This window comes from Blastopirellula sp. SH421, assembly GCF_057808535.1.
The window spans coordinates 4,476,331-4,495,243 of the sequence record NZ_CM173712.1; the positions used below are offsets into that span (position 1 = coordinate 4,476,331).

The 18,913-nt window shown below is 54.7% G+C and carries 17 protein-coding genes; 10 read left to right on the plus strand and 7 right to left on the minus strand.

Annotated elements, in window-relative coordinates:
* Positions 1 to 171 precede the first annotated feature (171 nt).
* Positions 172 to 429, minus strand: a complete 258-nt coding sequence (locus SH421x_RS18175; RefSeq protein ID WP_488851135.1) for a response regulator — start codon at positions 427 to 429, stop codon at positions 172 to 174.
* A 354-nt stretch (positions 430 to 783) separates the two neighbouring features.
* Here SH421x_RS18175 and SH421x_RS18180 point away from each other — a divergent pair, with 354 nt between their 5' ends.
* Positions 784 to 1,386, plus strand: coding sequence for a hypothetical protein (locus SH421x_RS18180; RefSeq protein ID WP_488851137.1), 603 nt, complete (start codon positions 784 to 786; stop codon positions 1,384 to 1,386).
* A gap of 29 nt (positions 1,387 to 1,415) precedes the next feature.
* Here SH421x_RS18180 and SH421x_RS18185 read toward each other — a convergent pair whose 3' ends face one another.
* From SH421x_RS18185 to SH421x_RS18195, 3 genes are all read right to left on the minus strand, one after another.
* On the minus strand, positions 1,416 to 2,135 hold the full coding sequence (locus SH421x_RS18185; protein ID WP_488851139.1) for a peptidylprolyl isomerase: 720 nt from the start codon (positions 2,133 to 2,135) through the stop codon (positions 1,416 to 1,418).
* A gap of 163 nt (positions 2,136 to 2,298) precedes the next feature.
* The gene (locus tag SH421x_RS18190; protein WP_488851141.1) at positions 2,299 to 3,996 is read right to left on the minus strand and encodes a LamG-like jellyroll fold domain-containing protein; all 1,698 of its coding nucleotides are present in this window, start codon (positions 3,994 to 3,996) and stop codon (positions 2,299 to 2,301) included.
* A 10-nt stretch (positions 3,997 to 4,006) separates the two neighbouring features.
* Positions 4,007 to 4,561, minus strand: coding sequence for a sigma-70 family RNA polymerase sigma factor (locus SH421x_RS18195; RefSeq protein WP_488851143.1), 555 nt, complete (start codon positions 4,559 to 4,561; stop codon positions 4,007 to 4,009).
* Between the two features lie 429 nt (positions 4,562 to 4,990).
* Here SH421x_RS18195 and SH421x_RS18200 point away from each other — a divergent pair, with 429 nt between their 5' ends.
* The 5 genes from SH421x_RS18200 to SH421x_RS18220 all read left to right on the plus strand — a co-directional run bounded on the left by SH421x_RS18200 (position 4,991) and on the right by SH421x_RS18220 (position 8,861).
* On the plus strand, positions 4,991 to 5,953 hold the full coding sequence (locus SH421x_RS18200; protein WP_488851145.1) for a DUF1559 family PulG-like putative transporter: 963 nt from the start codon (positions 4,991 to 4,993) through the stop codon (positions 5,951 to 5,953).
* A gap of 147 nt (positions 5,954 to 6,100) precedes the next feature.
* Positions 6,101 to 6,499: a hypothetical protein gene (locus tag SH421x_RS18205; RefSeq protein WP_488851147.1), complete on the plus strand. Its 399-nt coding sequence runs from the start codon at positions 6,101 to 6,103 to the stop codon at positions 6,497 to 6,499.
* Between the two features lie 205 nt (positions 6,500 to 6,704).
* The gene (locus SH421x_RS18210) at positions 6,705 to 7,088 is read left to right on the plus strand and encodes a hypothetical protein (RefSeq protein WP_488851149.1); all 384 of its coding nucleotides are present in this window, start codon (positions 6,705 to 6,707) and stop codon (positions 7,086 to 7,088) included.
* Positions 7,089 to 7,141: 53 nt separating this feature from the next.
* Positions 7,142 to 7,696: a hypothetical protein gene (locus tag SH421x_RS18215; protein ID WP_488851151.1), complete on the plus strand. Its 555-nt coding sequence runs from the start codon at positions 7,142 to 7,144 to the stop codon at positions 7,694 to 7,696.
* Between the two features lie 52 nt (positions 7,697 to 7,748).
* Entirely contained in the window at positions 7,749 to 8,861 is a 1,113-nt protein-coding gene (locus SH421x_RS18220; protein WP_488851153.1) for a class I SAM-dependent methyltransferase, read from the plus strand.
* 71 nt (positions 8,862 to 8,932) lie between these two features.
* Here the strand turns inward: SH421x_RS18220 and SH421x_RS18225 are convergent, their stop codons facing one another.
* Genes SH421x_RS18225 through SH421x_RS18235 form a run of 3 tightly spaced genes read right to left on the minus strand, consistent with a single transcriptional unit; the run spans position 8,933 to position 12,565 of the window.
* Positions 8,933 to 10,504: a hypothetical protein gene (locus SH421x_RS18225; RefSeq protein ID WP_488851155.1), complete on the minus strand. Its 1,572-nt coding sequence runs from the start codon at positions 10,502 to 10,504 to the stop codon at positions 8,933 to 8,935.
* Complete coding sequence (locus SH421x_RS18230) at positions 10,501 to 11,493, minus strand: glycosyltransferase family 2 protein (RefSeq protein WP_488851157.1); 993 nt, start codon at positions 11,491 to 11,493, stop codon at positions 10,501 to 10,503. The genes SH421x_RS18225 and SH421x_RS18230 overlap by 4 nt, the downstream gene beginning before the upstream one ends.
* A gap of 37 nt (positions 11,494 to 11,530) precedes the next feature.
* Positions 11,531 to 12,565 carry a lysylphosphatidylglycerol synthase transmembrane domain-containing protein gene (locus SH421x_RS18235; protein ID WP_488851159.1) on the minus strand — a complete coding sequence of 345 codons (1,035 nt, stop codon included), beginning with the start codon at positions 12,563 to 12,565 and terminating at the stop codon, positions 11,531 to 11,533.
* Positions 12,566 to 12,720: 155 nt separating this feature from the next.
* On the opposite strand from SH421x_RS18235, the gene SH421x_RS18240 reads away from it, so the two are divergent.
* The 4 genes from SH421x_RS18240 (at position 12,721) to SH421x_RS18255 (ending at position 18,723) form a co-directional block, all read left to right on the plus strand.
* The gene (locus SH421x_RS18240) at positions 12,721 to 14,292 is read left to right on the plus strand and encodes an AI-2E family transporter (RefSeq protein ID WP_488851161.1); all 1,572 of its coding nucleotides are present in this window, start codon (positions 12,721 to 12,723) and stop codon (positions 14,290 to 14,292) included.
* Between the two features lie 100 nt (positions 14,293 to 14,392).
* Positions 14,393 to 15,910, plus strand: coding sequence for a hypothetical protein (locus tag SH421x_RS18245; RefSeq protein WP_488851163.1), 1,518 nt, complete (start codon positions 14,393 to 14,395; stop codon positions 15,908 to 15,910).
* A gap of 358 nt (positions 15,911 to 16,268) precedes the next feature.
* A complete protein-coding gene (locus SH421x_RS18250; RefSeq protein WP_488851165.1) occupies positions 16,269 to 17,474 on the plus strand; it encodes a TlpA family protein disulfide reductase in 1,206 nt (401 codons plus the stop codon).
* Positions 17,475 to 17,616: 142 nt separating this feature from the next.
* Entirely contained in the window at positions 17,617 to 18,723 is a 1,107-nt protein-coding gene (locus SH421x_RS18255) for an alpha/beta hydrolase-fold protein (RefSeq protein ID WP_488851167.1), read from the plus strand.
* The last annotated feature ends 190 nt before the right edge of the window (positions 18,724 to 18,913 follow it).

The following is an 18,913-nucleotide window of genomic DNA, read 5'->3' on the forward strand; positions in this document are numbered from 1 at the left end:
AAGCAGGACGCTGCAATCCCAGAAATGATGCGCGCTGAAAAGCCAGCATTCTGCATCGTGATGTGCAGCAATTCGCCAAGAAACGAACAACGCCCGCGCTAATCGCGGGCGTTTTATGCAGAAGTGCGGATAATCAAGTCAGAGGAGCATCACAAAACTGCTGCCGCGATTTCACAACGGAGCACGAGTCGGCGCCGCCAATATCGCCACATGTTGCCCGCGCGTCGATAGAAAGGCATCGGCTTTGCGAAGCGCTCTTTCTACAGAGTCCAAAGCGGTGAACGGCTCCGAAGGCATGCTGGGGTCACTTGCCGTAAACTCAGCGTGACAATGCTGGCAAGAGACATGGCGACCCAGGTCATTAATCCGCACCTGCAGACGCCGACCACAGGTCGGGCACTGCTGAATAAAATAGGTAACGATCGACATCACGGAGTCTCCTACTGCCGTACGAGCAATTTCGCCCACTGACGATTGATCCCGATTCTAGAAAAATCTGATCTCGAGTTCAACAGCCTAAATCGCCAAAGCAAGATTAATTTCCTTTCACATCAGTTCAGAGGTATCAAAAGGCACGCTAATCAAGTAGATCCGATTCAAGCCCCGCTTCGTTTTATGCCGATTTTAACGCTTTCGAAGTGCGCCCGGCTTGTGCTAAGCAAAGGCGGTATCTCGATTTACCTTCTCCCCATTAAACAACCATTTGTAACCTAAACTTTGAAACACTAACGCATCAAACAACACCATTGCCTGCGCGAACCCGCATCACTTTGACTCGGAAAAATGTTTCGTATCCAACTGCTACAAATCGGATGCGCAATTGCGCTGATTGCTGCTTCCGCCAGAGCGGGAGCACAGGATCTTGCAGAACGCGAGAAGCCACCGTTTGATCAGATCGAAGAGATCGCACGACGTCACTTTTTGGCATACCGCGGATTCAACGAAGACCAACTGTTGGTAGCAAGCGAAGTACGCGAGTTCCTACCCCAACTTCGCCTGCTCGGTTGGTGGTCACTTCCCTATCAACGCGTTCCCCACCACAGCTTGGCCGACAATCAGTTTATTGTCAGCATCGTCTACAAGCTGCATCCGCCGGTCGAACTGCCAGTCCAGATATCTGCACCCGAGCGCGTCTACAATCGCATGGAGCGACTTTCTTGCTCACCGCTGGGGCGAATTCTGCTGCTTGAATTAGCGCAACGAGATGACTTTTATACGGCAATCCTGCGGAACCCTGCCCAACTGTGCGCCGAGAGCAAAATTCTGGGACAACTCGAGATCACCGACGAAATCGAGCAGTTGAACATCGATGAGCCTACCGGCCACATCTATACGCTGCAGCAATTGTTAGAGTCGCTGCGGAACGAATATTTCGCCGGGAATTAGTCGATCAGCATTGTTTGCGATGGGGCCTGTTAGCGAACGCGCTTCGCCGATTGGATCACAACCGACTCGATCGGAAGATTGGGGAAACCTTCTTCATCTTTGACCGGCGCTGCGGCGATCTTGTCGACCACGTCCATCCCTTCGATCACTTCGCCAAACACGCAGTAACCATATTGTTCTTCATCATCGGCGACATGATCCAATTTGGGGTTGTCGGCCAGATTGATAAAAAACTGGTTGGTTGCGCTGTGGATGTACTGCGGATCGCGAGTCATTGCGATCGTACCGCGTACATTTTTCAAGCCGTTGGCTGCTTCGTTCTGAATCTCGCTACGCGTGGGGCTAGGCTGCAGATCAGTGGCGAATGCGCCTCCCAAAATCATCGAACCTGGCGCAACATAGTGAAAGATGGTGCCGTCGTATTGGCCTGACTCTAGATAGTTGTTCAAAAAATTATCGACCGTCGCCGGCGCTTTGTCTGCATCAAGTCGAATCTTGATATCGCCGTAAGTGGTCGCCAGAATCACTTCAGGCTTGCTTTCGCGGTTTTGTCGCGTCGCCGCAGACATGTCGCTCGCTTCGACCGAAACCGGCGAACCAGCCAGCGCACCAGTCGCCGCCGCGCTATTCGTAGTGTCAGCGTCAATTGAAGCCGCAGGCGGACTCGTTTCGCCGCTACCGCACCCCAGTGCAAACAAGGAGGTCAAAGCAATCAATGAGCAAAATTGAATCGAATACAAACGGATCACAAAAAACGCCTCCATGCGCGCGGGAATGCCGGCAAACGTTGCTGGCATCTATCTTTGGGGTTTTTCGATTTTAACGCAAGCTCGTTTTTTTAAGGCGCAGCCCTCAATCTTGCTAGCAATAACGGCGAATTACGTTCCTCCGCTGTTTCGGGCCCAACCTCAATTAGGGACGACCTATTTCGTACAAACGGGCGACTTCCGATTCGTTAAGTGCTCGAGAGTAAAGCGAAAACTCGTCCATGCGACCGTTTAAACTGCGGATCGAGTAGGGCTCGCCAGGGTCTTTGCGGCGCCAGTTCCCTAGTTCAGCATGCCCGATTCGCAGCTTCGCCAAGGTTTCGGTAGGAGCGCGATAGTCTCGTTCTCTGCCGGTTTCGATGGGAGCTTGCATTATCAACTTCCCATCCAAATAGTGAAACACCTTGCCGAGATCGCGATCAAAGACGGTGACCAGTTGGACCCAGCGACCAAGATCCTCGTATCCGAGGACAGGATCCGAGAGATACAAAATCCGCTCTTCATCTTTAGGCCGGATCCCTAATTCCAGTATGCCGCTGGAGCGGAATTGCCAATGGATGTGCCCGTCTTGAAAGTAATCGGTCAGCATGATCGAGTTAAATTCTCGGTCGAACCCGTCAATTCGAATCCAAGCGCTAAGCGTGATCGAATCAAATTCGCCGGGCACATTGATGCGTACGCGATCGTGGAACTTTTTGAACTCGAGAGCTTGCTTGCCGGGCCAACGACCTTGAGCGACATTGCATCCGACGATATTGCCGTTCAGGCCATCGGCGGCGCGATTTATGACTTGCTGGGCGTTATCAGGATCTGACTGGAAATCATAAAACACAAGCAAGTCTTCATCCGCCAAGATTTGTTGACGATCCTGCCGCCATTTCGCATATCTCTCACTCGTTAAATCCGAAAGACGATCGTTCATTCCACGAATGCTCGGAAATTCATCAGGGCGAACCCGAATGTCCTGCGGTTGAAGCAGGGAAGAAATGGACATGGCGCGTCCCGTCGTAACCGAGCGGGTCGCTGGGTCGCCGGTATGCGGAAGTACGTCGACCTGCCCTTCAAAGACATGCACTTCGGCTTTCTTCCCAGGGACAACGCGAACGCCAAATTCCGTTCCCCGGTCGATAAACGTCGCCTCGTCTGTTTCCAAAGTAAAACCATTTTCCAGCGAGTCCGCATAAACGCGAGCCTGACCACGTAGCAGCTTGCATCGCGTCTGGGAAACCAATTCCAATTCGACGGTCCCTTCGACGACGAGGGTGACCCCGTTAAGAAAATCGAGTTGCAACAATCCCGATTTCACCGAAAGCTGTTGCGATGACAAGCCTTGACCGATGTGCAAGGACTCTTGACCTGGCGCCATGACGACATCGGCCATTCGCGAGATGATCGCAATCGGCTGCGACGTCGTAAACGCAGGCAGGTCAAAGGAACCCGGCCTACTGCTGACGCTTGTCGAAGAAGATTTCGCAATCGATTGCGATGGGGCAGCGCTATCCCGCCAAACCGGCAGGAGGGCGAAACACGCAATCAAAATGCAGGCCGCCAGAAATGCGATCGACACCGGTAACCAATAGACACGATACGCGAATTTGCGTTTTTCCTCCGCGACAAAGGCAGTCGATTCGTACTGTTGATCGCGCTGCGATAATTCATCGACCAGATCGTACAACCCGGCGTGAATTCGAAAGTAGTCGATATAGTTCCGGCGCGCGTCCGGACTCTCGCTTAAGATCTCTTCGAGCCGGGCAAGTCGCGCCGGCGAGATCTCGCCGTTGGCGTACTCGCCCAACAATTGAGTCAGTTCAGAGTTGACGTCCGCTGTTTTATTTACACTCATGGCTCGTCAATCAATGCTCGGTACTTAGTCTTACGCATCGCGCCAGCTGCTGACGCAGGCCCGACAGTTTTCGATAAATGCTTTGCACCGAGCGCCGCAGATCTTCGGCGAGTTGGGTGACTTTGAGTCCGTGACTATAAGCCTGCAGAATCAACCGCCGGTCCTGCTCGACAAGTTTGTCCAAACAACCGTGCAGCGCGTGCTGGAAGTCTTGAACAAGTTCCGGTGAATCCGCGATCTCATGAGCGATGGTCGCCAACAAATCAGGATCGAGTATTAAGCGGTCGCGAGCCTTCTGACGCCGATACATAAGCACTTCGTACCGAGCGATCACATAGGCCCATTTAATGAAGCCCTCTTCCTGCTCCAATTCGCTGAACTTCGTCCATAGCACGATACTGACGTTCTGCATCACCTCGTCGACATCGTTCCGATCCGGCAGCAATTGATGCAAGTAATATCGCAACTGGCGTTCGTGCCCCAAAAAAAGCTGCAAGAAACGGGATGCATCGACCGGCTGTCCCTGGCCCATGGTTTCCGCCAGTCTGCGACTATTTTCTGTCACTGCTCCGATCCTTCCTGCAAAAGCAAACGTCAAGAAACGACGGTTGCGGAGTCTTCGTCTGCGGCGGGCCCACTGCATTGCATCCGATCCAGTGAAGCTCGCGGCTACCTTTATTCACTGCCGACGTGTCGAAATTTTAAACCGAATTGGCGAATCTTCCGGAAAACTTCGCAAAACTTGTTTTTTTTCCGAGAATATTCTCCCCGTGTGGCAGTAACTGTACAGGACGCTACCGGTACATGGCTCTGAATTGGGTCCGTTTACGCAACAAAAGAAGTCTTTGGCCGCGCTATTCGCCAGGCGGAGTGGGAGGTAAATCCATTTTCCTACTTCCTCCAGGCCGTAAATTGGCCATGTACAACGTATTTATTCCCTCCTGCCTATACGCCACACCGTCTAGGCCCGATCATTCTCATCAGAAGGGTTCCCATGAATCGCACACACTTTCGCCCCAAAAATTCAGGTTTTACGCTCGTCGAATTACTTGTGGTCATCGCCATTATCGGGGTGCTGATCGCTTTGCTGCTACCAGCGGTCCAGCAAGCGCGCGAAGCGGCGCGGCGGATGCAATGCTCTAACAATTTCAAGCAGATTGGCCTGGCGATGCACAACTACCACGATACGTATGGCGCCTTTCCGGCCGGCTACATCGTGGACGAAATTAGCGGTGCAACCAGCCCCTCGTACGGATGGGGAGTTGCGATCCTTCCGTTCATAGAAGAGCAAAACTTGTACAGCGCTTTGGCGCCTCATTCTCCTCGACCGTTGGCACAGGTCTACAAAAGCGGCGCCTCCGATGCGGACAAGGCGTTATTACAAACGGTCATTAGCGGCTATCGTTGCCCCTCGGACGTTACCGCAGATCTGAATAACTTAGCTACGTTTGGGCAATCCAATCACTTTGCCGTTGGGACCTCCAATTACGTCGCTATCTCAGGCGACGGATCACAGAATGTGACCGATTTTTCGGTGAGCCCGCCTAAACCTTTTGATGGCCTCGGAATGTTCTGGGGAAATAGCTATTTGAAGTTCCGAGACATGACCGATGGCACATCCAATGTGGTGCTGATCAGCGAAAGAGACGGAGGACCGGCGGCCAATGGCGGGAACTTCTTTGCCGCCGCTTGGGCAGGTAACGGTCGACAAAATCATAACTCAACTCAAGGGAATGGTCGCTGTCTCGCACGATCCGCGTTCGGAATCAATCGTGATCATTACGCGCTCGGTTCCGCCGCGAATCAAGGGAAAGGGGTCTCCAGCTTGCATCCCGGCGGCGTTCAGGTCGTTATGGGAGATGGTTCCACCCAGTTCTTTACCGAGACAATGAATATTCCTAACGTCTTCGCAGCGCTCTGCAAACGTGCGGATGGCCAGGTTGTCTCGAACTATTAGTCACTGCCCACACGCACTCGTTTTTCCCGATTTCTCGACCGCAAACTTGCTCGGCGCAAATTATCTATCCGCCGAAACGCGAAGCGCGCTCGATCCTACTTCGCTGGAATTGCGCCGTCATAGAAAAGGTTCGTCATTATGAATTTCATGAAAGTTAACTGGATCATTCCCGGGCTCTTGGTGCTAGGTTCGCTGGGGTGTTCGGGCGGAAACACTGGTAGCGTCGAAGGGACAGTACGAGTCGACGGGGAGCCCTTGGGGGGCTTTTACGTCTATTTCTCACCGGCCGACGGAACTGCCGAAGCAGTGGGCGGCGTCACGGCGGACGGCAAATACACGCTTACCTACGGCCGTGGGAAAACGGAGATCCCTATCGGAGAGTATCGGGTTTATGTCGAACCGACTGAGTTCATCGACAATGTCCCCCGTCCTAAAGTGAAATTGAATCCCCAATTTACAAAATCCGCTGAGGCCACACTCGTGAAGACGATCGACTATGGTCATAACACTATCGATCTGGATCTCACGTCATTCAAAAAGAAATGATCACTCGGAAGCCTGCGTTTTTTGATGAACGTTGGTCCCGATAAAATTAAGATGACAATCTGCCACAGGCGGACCAACCGGTTCGCCTGTTCGCTTGCGCAGAGTGACGCACAGGCGCGGCGTCTCCCAATAGGGCAAGTTGTTTGCTGGCGAAGAAAAAGAGAAGTAGACTGAGGCCATCACCGGTGCGCACCTGGAGCATGCGATGAATCGATTTGCAACAATCGTTATCTCCCTGGTCTTATTGATTGCCATCGCACTCAAAGTCGACTACTGGAACGTCACGTGGAAAGAAAAACTCCTCTCCAGCGCGGTTTCCCAAATTGGCGGCCGCAGCGGATCCATTCCAGTCTGGCCACTCGGCACGGAATATCGAATAACGTTGACCGCTATTCCCAATGCGGAGCAACTAAACCAACTAGCCGTAGCCAATCAGATGCGAGGTTCGGTAGGCATTGCTTTTGAAGACTGCGATTTAAACCACAGCGACATCGATCGGATGCGAGCAAAGTTGTACAACTGCGATCTCTACGTTTTACAAGATGGCCATCTGACGCCGATGACAAATCTAAACCACGAAGCGGAATAACCATCCGATGCGTTCATGGCGCCGATTCGGGTGTTATAACATTAAAAGATCTGATGAATACACGAGCCGAGTTTGATGATAATTTAAACCGCTTGGTTGGCTTTACCATTGACCGGGTTATCTACTCTGAAGTCGACTACCAAAATGGCCTCCCGTACTTCCGCCACCATCCCGAAATCGGTCATTTTCTCGACTTCGGAGTCGAGCTTATTGCCGCAAATGGACGATCTGTCTGCATCTCTTGGGATGGTACATTCTTTCAATATGGGCTTGGCGTGTTCGTTGATATCCCGTCTGCTGAGGTTTATTCGGGCGTCTCCTACGACGTGACAAATGCTCCAGAATGGACCCCATTTCTGTGGCGCAAAATCGTCAGTATTGAAAGTTATTGGACATGGGTGGCCGACAGCATGTCGCCAAATTCCCATCGGACTTACTATCCGCAAGATATTCGAATGACGTTCGATAACAATCGCAGCATCTATTTTTCAGCTGCCCAGCTCCTCGATGATCCTAACAAGCTTTTCGGCATGTCCGACAATGTTCTGATTGTGTTCAATGACGACGTGGCACAACGCCACGAACTTGGACCATGGGCTGTCGCGTAACAAATCATGCCTCATAGCGGACAATTCGTGCGTTCGCCGGCGGGAGTCGCCATTGAAGATCGACATCAAAGACCTGTTGCGATCCGTTCAGGCCATCTGCTCACCCGGCGCGAGGATTGGCCTACCAGACGATCCAGCCATTGTGGACATCGCCGACCCGCAGCGTCTGACCGATTGTCTAGACAGTGCTCTGTGTGCATTCCGCGAACTGCAGAGTGGGAACGATTATCTAGTCAGCGCCGAGGTCAATACCGATCACCGGCAAGTGTGGGTCCGCTTCGTCCTGGGCCGTCCGTGTGAGGATCGCAACGGCCAAATCGAGCCTGCTCTCGAACCATCCTTTCAAGCCCTCCTCGCCACGGTCGGTGAGAATCATGGCGAACTGCACTACTGGGGCGGGAACAACTACATTGACGTTTCGTTCCCGTTTCGTGGCCCGTTCAGAGAGGCTTTCTCCGAGGTCAAACACCTGCCCTGGGAGGAGCGGTACCGCTTTCTAGTGGAGCGGGCCAGTTGGAAATCGCTCCGGGATAGCGTGTTCCGGTTCTCAGATCTCGCCGAGTGCTTCGCCTCCCGGTGCGATGAATTCGAGTTGTCGAAGGTTCTAGTACCCTCAGTCGGCCTGTGCGTGCATCCCTGGCTGTTCGCGGATCACGGTCTAGCCGTTGTGGCGACGGATATTGCTGGGTCTGCCCTCACCACGCTCTCCGAACCTGAGCGTTCTCCTCGGCTCTATTCGCGAGATGCGTTCGAGCGGTGGGACATCGCGCAGTCGGCCAGCTACGCTTCTCTTGGCAATCCGGACCACTTCGAAAGGATACCCGACCTGGAGGATCAATGCGTCAGGAAATCTCTCCTACAGCGTATCACATTCGCACAAAGTGATTGGATGAAAATCCCTTTGAGCGACAGGAGCATTGATGCGATCTTCGCCACCAATGCTCTGCCTCGCGAATCTTCCGCCGAACAGATTCAAGTACTCCAGGAATGGATCCGCGTGGTCCGGCCAGGCGGGATCGTACTCATCGCCCAGCACAATTTCTTCGACTCCAACATCGAGACAATACTGCGCAAGGCCGGCTGGGTCGAAGCGAATATCCTGGATGGAGATCGCCCCGCGCAAACTGAAGCAGTTGGATTTCAGATGCGTTACTCTTCCGGCTAGATGCAGCTCAGCTTCTAAAAAGTGCGTTCCCCGAAGAACTCAGGCAACGCCAATGCTACATTTGCCCAAGCTCAAATCCATCCTAGATACTGCAGATACCGATAGATCCAAGGATGAACCCACGGATTAAGCGCCGGGTAGGCCGCCGAAGCCGCCGAGATTGCCAGCAAGATCGTCGCGATCCAGCGTGCCCACTTCCTTTCGGCGCACCAATCGGCCGCTGGCTGCAGCATCACCAGCCACAGCGGGATCAACCAAAAGAGCCAACGGAAGCCAGAGCAGACTCCGCCGTAGTTGCGATCTTTCAACGGGCGAAAGATATAGAACAGGATGCAAACAATCGTCAGCGTCGCGACCAAGATCGCCGCTTCGCGCCATTGGCGATCATTGCCGCGCAGCAGCATCACGCCGCCGATCAGCGATAAGATCCAGATCGGCGTCAGTGAGAAGACGCCGTGATGCCCGAGCAACATGTGGAATGCGTAGGTGACGCGGGACTCTTGCCCCAGGTCGACTCCCTTCTTTACACCGTCGCGCCAGTAGGTGTCGGCGTAGTCGTACCAACGATCCCACGAGCGGATTTCGATTCCGTCCTCTACTTTTTGCAGCGCCCAGCGTCGATCGACCTCGGCGTCATCTAACACCCAACGATCACTAGGCTCGCGGACTTGCAGCTCTGGCGTTTCGGAGAGCGTGATCCCTTGGGCGGCGAACGCCTCACGCACCGCCGGCGGAATTTTGGCTTCGTTTAACTCGTTGGCGGCGTCCTCGGCGACAGCGGCCGGCAATTGCGTAATCGCCGGTCCATCGCTGCGATGTGCGTACGGCGGCTTCCAACTTCCATGCGCCCAATAGGTGGTTCCAAACGCAGCAGCCGCGACGATCAACGCGCCCGGCACGCCGGCCAACAACGTTTTGCTGGGCGATTTGATCAGCAGCGCCAAACCCAACAAACCGAAGAGCGAAAACGCCGGCAAGTCATTTGCTGCCGAGAAAGCCGCCATCAACCCAGCGCCAAAAAAGAGCCAACTCTCGCGGCGCCCATCCATCCAAATCCGTAGCGCAAAATCAATCGCCAACATCGCCGCGACCGCGGCGATCAGATGATTGTTGAGCGTAATGGCAAAGGTAGTCAGAAAAGTCCCAAACGCCGCCGCTGCGACAACAAAAATCTTGCCCCAATCGCTGCGGCCATAACGTTCGACGATCGAAACCAACGACGCGAACATCACCAGCAACAAGCCAACATTGGTAATTACCAGCATGATCCGCGCGACATAGAACGGGTAACTGCCGAGCGACAGCCCCATCACGTTCTTGATGACCCAGTACTGGCCGGCCATCATCACCGCCATCAGCGGCGGCTTGCTGGAATAGTAGTGTCGCTTGCCGTCGGCGCCTTCGTGATAGACCTTGTCGATCGAATCCCAGCGACGATCGACAATTACCTCATCGATGGCGAACGTGCCGTGATCGACCAATGCCCGAATCGTCGTCCAGCGGCTGCGATCATTGGCGCTCATAAAGGGATGCTTGCCGTGGTCAGCGCGCATCTGGCCGATGCGGCCGATGATTGTGCCAACGCTCATGGCGATCAGCAAAGCATAAATCGCTAAGCGTAACTGTCGGTTCGCGTCAGTCATACGTTTTGGTCCGAGCTCGACTCAGAGTGCTTCAGATAACCGGCAGTCTCCGAGATGGAGTACGGTGATTGTCCGCGTGTGTTTTGCGCTGTGATCAGTTCCGCCAGCAAACCAACCATCAAAAATTGCGTCCCCAACAGCAGCGCCGTGATCACGTAGAAGATCATCGCCGTTTCATGAATATTGAGCGGGTTCAGTCCCAACGCTGGAATTCGCGACAGACACCACCAGATCGCCAAGACCGTCATCCCTAGTCCGCCAAACGCGAAAAAAGCGAGTCCAATTCCGCCCAGCAGATGCTGCGGACGTTGGCCAAAGCCGGTAATAAACTTGACCGTCAGCAGATCGAGAAAGCCTTTGAAGATCCGGAAAAATCCATACTTCGATTGTCCATGCTGCCGGGCCCGATGTTGAATGACGATCTCGCCAATTTTCCAACCTCGCGCCGAGGCCAACACCGGCACAAAGCGATGAAGTTCGCCGTATAAACGGACTTCTTCAAAGATCTCGCGGCGATAACACTTCATACCGCAATTATGATCATGCAAATGGACGCCGGTCAGCGTGCTGACCATCCAATTGAAAATCCGCGAAGGCAAGACTTTGTGCCAGGGATCGTGTCGAACTTGCTTGTAACCGCTGACCACGTCCAACCCGCTCGCGATCTGCTCCAAAAAGCGAGGAATCTCGTGCGGATCATCTTGCAAGTCGGCGTCCAGCGTCATCACCAAGTCGCCGCGGGCAGCCCGAAAACCAGCATCCAGCGCCGCCGCTTTGCCAAAGTTACGGCGAAACCGAATCGCTTTCACGTTGGGATCGCTTTCGGCCAACTCGCGTTCGACATCCCACGAAGTGTCGCTCGAGCCGTCATCCACAAAGATAATTTCTAGGTGATACCCTTGGGCGATGGCGACCTCGGTCAATTCGCGATGCAATTCACGCAGACTGTCCGCTTCGTTATAGACGGGGATGACGGCAGATAGACGCACAATAGTCTCGTTTCTGATCGAACTGCGATGGCCCAAATCAGCGGGCGATAGGCGGGGTGGGTACCGAATCATCGACGGCAGCAGCGGTTGCTTTGCGTCCTGACCCAGCAAAAGGCAAGATATATAGAATAATAGAGATTACAATTTCCGCCACCATCCACGAGACTCGCAGCAGCACGGCCGCAACCACAGCAATGGGCCGGCCAAAGACTGGAGCGGTCAATTGCATCAGGATCAGCTCACGAATGCCAAAGCCGCCTGGCAGCAGTGAGACAAAACCGGCGATCATCGCCAACCCGACGGCGGCAATCAACAGCGGCAGCGCTTCCCAGGGGTTCGCCAACGTCGCGACGGCGCCGGGGATGGCCTGCATCACCGCCAAATAGCTAAGCCCCATCAAAGTCCACGCCACAAAATAAGCGCCCCAGCCAATCAGCATCAGCCGAACGTTCAGCCCTTCCAAATGCTCTTCTAAGCGCGGATTGAGCTTGGTCACGCGCAACAGCACCACCACTTTGCGAAAAATCGGCGGCAACGTCGGCACAAAGGCGCACAACCCCAAGACCACCGCGACCGTGATCAACAGTGCTTGCTCACGAAACAGAACCGCCAGAATCACGCCCGAATAGGCGGCGCCCACAGCGATCATCGTCAGCGTTTCAATAAATACAGAAATCGCCGCCACCGTCTTTTCGACATGCTCTCCCTGGACCAGACTAGTACGCAGGACAACGACCATCGCCTTGCCGGGGACATACTTGCCCAAATGCCCAATAAAGAAAGCGCGGACGGCTCGGCCAAAAGTTGGACGCTGTCCCAACGCTCGCAGCACGCAGTACCAATAAGTCGCCATCGGCAGTGAGGCCAACGCATAAATTACTCCCGCCGCAACGATCCACTGCCATTGGATTGCGCCGACCGTATCGCCGTGGGTGCGCATATCCTGAACCGCTTTGGCGACGTTGTACCAAACCCCGGCGACCACCAGCAGAAAGATCACGATCTTCGCCGCAAGCGTGAGCCAGCTTTTCCACGAACTATTCGGCGATGTCTCAGGCAACGGCAGACTCAAATTAGGTAAATCTTAGGTAACAATCGGCGTTTATTCTGTGCAGAAACGGTTTTTGCCACAAGCGCAGCTCGTCGCGAGCGAAATTCCGTCTGTTAGAATGCGTCCGAATCGCGGCTTCCCCCTCCCTATTACTTTAGACGACGGAACTGCTTCGTATGTCTTTGCCGAAAATGTTTTCGTTCTGGGCCCTCTTGGCTATCGTCGGAGTCGCCGCCTTTTTCACCTACCAGGTCATGTCGATGTTCCTGGTGCCGATGTTTTTGGCGGCCATTCTGGTGGTCATCTTTCGGCCGCTCCATGACTGGATTACCGAGAAATTCAAGGGACGCAACGCGTTAGCGGCCGGCGCAACCACGCTGATCATCCTGTTGATCGTGCTCGCGCCGATGATCGGCATCTTTTCAATGGCGATCAAAGAAACAATCGACCTGGTCCGCAGCGACGACCAGCCCAAGGTCGAAGAGCGCCTTGATCGGCTGCGTAAACGCTTAGGGCTGACCATCCCCAATGCCCCCCTTTATCACCGGATGGGAGAAGAACTGGACAACCTGATCGAAACGCCGCCGACCGGCCGCTCGGCCGACGCCGCTATCTCGCTGATTTCGCAACTTCGCAACGACCTGAACGCCTATCGCCAAGATCTGGGCGAAACCGCGATTCAAGAAATCGAAACTGCTCGCGGATCGGATCTCGAGAATCGAGAACAACTCATAGCGGACGCTAGAGCAGGCAAGATCGAACCCATCGCCGCGCAACTCGCTGACGCCGCCCCGGTGTCGCTGCTCACCGGCGACGCCATCCAAAGATGGCGCGCAATGTCCGAAGGGATCGATGTGGTAAACGCCCAATTGGACGAAATTATCGATGCGGTCAAAAAAGAACAACTCACCCCCGGCGACCTGATCTTCTCGTCTCGGATGGAAGATATCCAAACGATGTTCCGCCGGCAAATCGTCGAATATCTCGGCGGCCAACCGCTGGCGACCGCTCGGCTGTACGCCAATCCCGGCGATCGCGAAGCTTCCCGACTCCAAGCGTTAGCCATCGATCGGCTCGAAACGGTCGTCCTGCCGGTCACCGGCGCCGGTGCTTCGTTTGTCGGTGCGTTGATTCTGGGGCTGGGAATCTTGATTTTGAGTCTGTACTACTTCTTTTTTGATGGGCCTGCACTGATCAGCGCCGCGATGCGACTCTCTCCCCTGGATGACGAATACGAGCGGCAACTGATCGAAGAATTCAGTCGCGTCAGCCGAGCCGTTGTCCTTGCGACTCTCTTATCGGCGCTTGCCCAAGGGCTATTGGCCGGCATTGGATTTTGGTTTTGCGGGCTCGAATCTGTCTTTCTCTTGATGTTTTTGACCATGACGCTGGCGATGGTCCCTTTCTTGGGTGCTGCTTCCGTCTGGGTGCCGGTCAGCGTTTGGCTGATCATTGCCGAGGAAAGAATCGGCGCCGGCGTAGGCTTGGCAATCTACGGGATTGCGGTTATTTCGCTGGTTGACAACATCATCAAGCCGTTTGTGCTGCACGGCCAGTCGAAACTTCACCCGTTGCTGGCGTTGCTATCGGTATTGGGGGGCGTTTCGGCGCTGGGGCCGATTGGGATCTTGGTTGGGCCGATGCTAGTCGCATTTATGCAAGTATTACTGAACATGTTGCGAGGCGAGCTCGTAAAAATGGGCGAAGCGGAGAACGCCATTGTCCCAAACTTGGCGAAATCCTCCTAACGGCCAGGGATTGCTGTCAAATGTCGCTTTCCTGTTTCCGGCATTCTAGTTACGATGATGCCGGCATTTTTACGCCTGTGCCGTACGAGGAGATGGAAACGTGTACGCCGCCGTTTTATTAGTTGCAACCGCCGCTGTCGGAGTCGATACCGGTTGGCGCCCTGCGCAGGATGACCCGCAGAGCGTCCAATACATCATCCAGATCGAACCGGAAGTGATCGCGAAAATGTTGCGCGATGGAACTCCGATCGACAGCATTGTGCCACCGGATGTCCCCGGCGGGGTGATTCGCTGTTTTCGCGTACAAATGGGAGAAGAAGAACTCCCGCGTGAATTGCCCGAAGTTGCCAAAGCCGCCTACGAAGCGCCGGTCGAAGAGAGCGCCACACTGCGCAAGGTCGAAGCGCAAGAGCTAAGCCCCGCGCCGACTAGCAGCACCGCATCCACGGCGACTCCTCCACTGAACGCACTGGCCGACACGCCGCGCCCCCGGTATTCCAACGGACTCAGCGCCACCGGCGCTCCGACTTATCCCAATTCAGCCGCAACCGGCGGTACGCCGCTCAATCCGGTGCGCACGGCCAATGCTGCTGACGCCAATCCATCGCTCGGCGGCAGCACCAGCAACTTTTCAATCCCCGGCAGCACCACCACGCCGGTGGCTCCTACTTCGCCAAGTCGGTTTAACACCACTCCGCTCCCCTCCAGCAGTAGTTCTTCAACTACCTATCAAAACAGCGGTGGTTACTCCAGCAGCCCCATCAACAACCCCAGCACCCAGTATCCCGCTTACTCTCCGCCGCCGCTAAACAACAACGGCAGCAATACGAGTAATGGGCAGACGTCGCAGCAGAACGGCAATAGCGCCAACGATCCCAATTTTCAACGTTTCAGCGAAACTTACGCGACGCCCAACAGCGGCAACAACTCTGGCCAAACCGGCAATTACAACAACGGCCAAGGCTATTCGGCCATCCCCAACAGCAATCTCAATAACAACGGCAACAATAATAACGGGACCAACAACAACGGCTCGTACAACAATGGCCTAACGCCGATTAACAGCCCGGCGCAAAACCAGAACTCGCAAAACTACAACGGCAACTCAAATAACGGCAACGGAACCCCGAACAACGGAAACATCGTTCCGCCTTCGAACCAGCAACAGCCAGCCCCCAACTATCCGCCGCAGCAACAACCGTATCCGCAGCAGCCGTTTCCGTATGGACAACCCGGCTATGTGACGACGCCTCCTTACGCTCCCCAGGCCAATCCGTACTATCCAGCGCAGCCCGGTTACGCTGCTCCTTATTCCCCTTATGTCGCAGCGCTGCCCCCTTACGCAGCACCGCCGGCTCAGCAAACGCCTCCCCCGACCACCACGCCGACGCCCCCACCAACGTCGTCCCCCAGCGATCGCCCTGCTCGTGATCGCGAAGTTGACGAAGAAAAAGTGACGATCGTCGCCGCACCGGTCGAACGTCCTTACTGGATGCTGGTGATCGTCGCGTTCCTGTCGCTTGGCTTCAACATTTACATGGGCTGGATGGTCGTTGACTTCCGCACCAAGTACCGCGACATCCTCGCCGGCTTCCGCGAACTGAAAGCGGCCAACTAAGCCAGCCGAGTTAACCGCACCTCAGAAAAGACGCCGCCTGCGGCGTCTTTTTTTGTTTCTTGCGACTTCCGCGACTTGCTCCCCTTTAATCGCCACTGCTGTCTTTTTCTTTCGCTTATTTCTACAACTACAGCCTTGCACCCCTGTAGCAAAATTAACGCTCAAAAATCGCGCAGAAATTGCCGTATTCTCGGCACTTTGGAGATTTATCAGCCCGTGAAACCTCCGCAGCCTTGCTAGAATGGGCTTTTCACTTGGCGCGAAAATCCCCGGTTAGCGTGCCCAGAAACAAACGTCGCAGCACTTCCTCATGCAACCTTGCGCTTCGTTTTGTTTTCCTAGTGACTTTGAGGTTTCTATGTCTCTATTTCCGGTTCGGCTGACAGATCGCGTACGCGTCTCCCTCTTTGCCGTCAGCTTGCTCGCGATCCCGATCCCCTTTGGCATTTCGACTTCTTCCCTTTTTGCCGCCGATGCGCCGCCGGTGGTTGAGCCGTCAGCCGCGCTCGACTTTGATCCGGCGGCGTCTTCAGATTTGACGCTGTTGTCAGCCCACATTGACACGCTGCGTAATGAACTTGGCAGTATCAAAGGTACCGGCGACGACTACAAAGCAGAGTTCGTCAAGCTGATGCGTGAGATGGCAGTCACCTGCCAAAAGCTCAAAGATCTTAACGCGACCGGCGTACAACTCTCCAAAGCCAGCACTTTCAAGATTGTTTCGCTCAAAGAAATCGCCGGCGCAACCAAGACAGCAGCAGACACAGCGGCGTTTGACGCGGCCCTGGTTGAAGGGATCAATAGCGGCGTCGCCGATACCGTGCAGATCGCCCTCTACATGATGATTGACGCGAATGTGAAAGCCCCGCGGGCCGGCGGTAAGCTGGATGTTGATAAATTACTCGCTGACACTCAACAAAAAATTGACATGAGCCAGCCGGGGCTTCCTGGTCTCATTGCGGCAAAAGTGGTTGGTCCCTACGTTGTCGGCAGCAATCGTCCCCAAGGGATCGCGATACTGGCCAAAGCAATCGAATTGAACTCCGCCTCCGAAGATCCAGAGATCCAAAAATCGCTCCCCAAAGTCGAAGGTCTCCATCGCCGTTTGACCATCATCGGCAAGCCGCTGGAATTGAGCGGAACCATGCTGGACGGCGCCGAACTGGATTGGTCCGCCTATCGCGGCAAGGTGGTGCTGGTCGACTTCTTCGCCACTTGGTGTGGCCCCTGCCGCGCCGAGATGCCGCACGTGCTAGAAATGTACGAGAAGTACAAAGACGCCGGTTTTGAAGTCTTGGGGATCTCGCTGGATGATTCCAAAGAAAACGCTGAAAACTACATCGCCGAGATGAAACTCCCCTGGAAGACGATGTTCCCCGTCGAAGAATCCGAACGCGGCTGGAAACACCCGTTGGTCGCCTACCTGGGCATTGATGGCATCCCGCAAGCGATCTTGGTCGACCCCAATGGCAACGTCGTCAATCTCAATGCTCGCGGCGACAAGCTAACCAGCGAACTCAAACGCCTGCTCGATCCGGCCCCCATAGCGCCCGCCGCCCAGTAAAGCAGGCCGTGCCTGCCAAGCACTATCAACCACTTCAAAGCCCGCGTTTCCCCCCACAAAACGCGGGCCTTTTGCTGCGCCATCGGGTACCATCAACCACAGCGTTACTCCATCACAACCTGCCTTCCTGCAGAGCTGAACGATGAAACGACTTCTGCTGTGCTTGCTCGCACTCACTTCGTTCTCACTTGGCGTCCGCGACGCTACGGCCCAGTTTGGCGGAAGCCCCCTAAGATCGCGACCACCGGAAATCGGTGAACCAGACGCCAACGGCGATCGCATGGTGACGTTTCACGCCTATATCCCGACCGAATACGCAGTGCGTCTGATGAGCCCTGATCTTTATTCCAAAAGTTTCAACTTGGGGCTCGGAACAAAAATGGAATCCGTGGAAAACGGCCATTGGGAAAAAACGATCGGCCCCATCCCTCCCGGCGTTTATCACTATCGGTTCTCCTGTTCCGCGATGTCCGGCCTTGATCTCGACGAGGAGGACTACTCCACAAAAGGTTGGAATACCTTGGTGCTCCCCGGCGATACATTGCTAGAGCTGCGTGACGTTCCCCATGGAATGGTCGCGGATATTATGACGCGCTACATTCCCCTCCAGGAAAGATTCGATCACTTATACATCTACCTGCCGCCGGGCTACGAGAAAGGGGACGCCGATTATCCGGTCCTGTATCTGTTGGGCGATGGGAAGAGCTTGCTAGAAATCGGTCGGCTCAACATGATCCTCGATAACCAGATCGCCGCCGGCCAAACGCAGCCGATGATTGTCGTCGTGTCGCGGCCGCCCGATTCGGTCTATACCGAAGCGAATCTCCTGAACGACGAGGTCCGTCCCTTTGTCGAAAAGAACTACCGCGTTCTCCCCGGTCAGGCCAACCGCGCGATTGCAGGCGACAAATCCCTGGACATCGCGCTTCAAGATTTAAACGACTTCGCTTATGTCGCGCTACTTGGCGGTGGGATCCGCGATATCTCCTATGAAGAGGGATCCCCCTGGGAGGAACATTTCCAGAGCGCGTTAACTGACACCTCGGCGAAGTCTGGCATTCGCTTGATCTTACTCGGTTGCCAAAAGAATTCAGAGCTAAAAGCAAACGTCACTGAAACCGGCTTACTGCTCTCCAAATATGGGTTCCCTGTCGATCTCTATGAGACCGACAAGCAAAACGGGTGGGCCGTTTACCAGGACTATTTAAGCGATATGCTGCCGCGGTTATTTCAGCCAGAGCAGAAGTAGTTCCACCTGTCAGAGCTTTGCAGTTCAGACAGCTTGTCGATGGAAGGTGGCGTTGAATACCTCAGCGGATCGGTTCGTCTGGGGATCCAGCCGGGCAACTTGTGAACTGCCGCTAGATCGACGAAAGCGGACGCAAAAAATGTTTTGCATGGGCCGCTGGACAACCTTAGAATCGCGTTCGTTTCGCTTA